The organism is Rhodococcus sp. EPR-147 (assembly GCF_001647185.1).
Lineage (GTDB): Bacteria > Actinomycetota > Actinomycetes > Mycobacteriales > Mycobacteriaceae > Rhodococcoides.
The window spans coordinates 1-1,636 of sequence record NZ_LVCU01000188.1 but is presented as its reverse complement, the minus strand read 5'-3'; the positions used below and the strand labels follow the sequence as shown (position 1 = coordinate 1,636).

At 68.9% G+C, this 1,636-nt stretch carries 2 protein-coding genes and 1 pseudogene; all 3 read right to left on the bottom strand.

Annotated features, from left to right (window positions below; all coding sequences use genetic code 11):
• A pseudogene (locus A2J02_RS28635) lies at positions 1-194 on the bottom strand (hypothetical protein); the annotation flags it as partial.
• 208 nt (positions 195-402) lie between these two features.
• The gene (locus tag A2J02_RS09640) at positions 403-1,329 is read right to left on the bottom strand and encodes a tyrosine recombinase XerC (protein WP_068049625.1); all 927 of its coding nucleotides are present in this window, start codon (positions 1,327-1,329) and stop codon (positions 403-405) included.
• A gap of 69 nt (positions 1,330-1,398) precedes the next feature.
• Positions 1,399-1,636 (bottom strand): SIP domain-containing protein (locus tag A2J02_RS09635; RefSeq protein WP_197477987.1); only part of this gene is annotated, 238 nt, incomplete at its 5' end.

The following is a 1,636-nucleotide window of genomic DNA, read 5'->3' as shown; positions in this document are numbered from 1 at the left end:
GACCACCGATCCGGCTGCGTTCGCGAATCCTCGGTGTGTGGCGGTACCGGCAGGTACCGGTCCGGCTGCGCTGCCGGCGGCCCTGGCTCGAGCGGCACCGGCGGGTTGTACCTCGGCGGCAACGGCTGTCGGTCGCCCGAGTCGGGCGTCTGCCAGGGTGGAGGTTGCCGAGGCGTCGAACGGGGAGTGGACATCGAGCCCGACGATACGGGCCCGCTGCCGTTGTCGCGTGCGTTGTCCGATCGCCCAGGGGGATTCCGATGGTCGGCGGCCGAGCCGTCGCGGACATGCATGGACCACGTCTCCGAAGTACCTTGCGGTCGGTCGCGGTCCACGGTCCCCCGTATTCGGTGTCGTAAGTCGTCCACGACGCTACCAAACGTTGCGCCGCCGACGCTCGGCTCATGCCCGGGGATGAGCCTGATCGTGCACGGCGCGCAGCCGCTCCACCGAGACGTGTGGGTAGATCTGAGTGGTCGCCAGAGAAGCGTGGCCGAGCAACTCCTGCACCACTCTCAGATCGGCCCCACCTTCGAGCAGATGGGTCGCTGCGGTGTGGCGCAGGCCGTGCGGACCGAGGCTGGGACCTCCGGGGACGGTGTCGAATACCTCGTGCACCGCCGTTCTGGCCTGCCGTTGATCGAGCCGTCCACCTCGCCGTCCCAGCAGCAATGCCGCACCGGATCGATCGGAGGCCAGTTCGGGCCTGCCGCTGACCAGCCAGTTCTCGACCGCATGCGCTGCCGGCGCACCGTACGGTGCCGAGCGTTCCTTGTTGCCCTTGCCGAGCACACGGATCAAGCGACGCTCGGTGTCCACGTCGTCGACGTCGAGTCCGCACAGCTCCCCGACGCGCACCCCGGTCGCGTACAACAACTCGACGATGAGTCTGTCTCGCAGCGCGATGGGGTCGAGCTCGGCTGCACCCGATTCGGCCGCGGCCAGCGCGTGCTCCGCCTGGCTGTGGCGAAGAACACCGGGCAGCGTGCGGTGGCCGGCCGGACCGGCCAACCGTTCCGCCGGTGCCACCGCCACCGCTCCCACCCGTTCGAGCCACTTCCCGAACGTCCTCGCCGACGAGGTGCGTCTCGCCATCGAGGTCCTGGCGGATCCGGCGGCCGAGTGCGTGGCCAACCACGAGCGCACCGCGCGGAGGTCGAGGTCGGCGATGGTCGCATCCGGCGAGGACTCCGCGAAGTGCGCGAGCAACGAACGAGCGTCCGAGACGTACGCCCGAATGGTGTGCTCGGATCGCTCTCGACCGAGTCGAAGATGCTCGGCGAACTCCTCGACGTGAATGCCGAGGTGAGGCGGCAGCGAATCAGTCATCGGCTCAGCTTGGGCTCTGGCAGGCCGCGCGACAACCGGACACGCCGTCCGAGGTGGGTCGTCGCGGGATCAGGCGTCGACACCGGATTCGGCCTGCGCGAGTTCGCGCTTCCACACTCGGAACGTCTCCTCGGTTCGGCCGCGACGCCAGTAGCCCGAGATCGAGGCCCACTCGGCACCGACACCCCGCTCCTTACGGATGTAGGGCCGAATGTTGTGCATGACGGCCTGGGCTTCGCCGTGCACGAAGACCTGAGCCTGCCCCGGCAGCCATTCCGTTTCCTTCACCGCTGCGATCAGCGGTGCG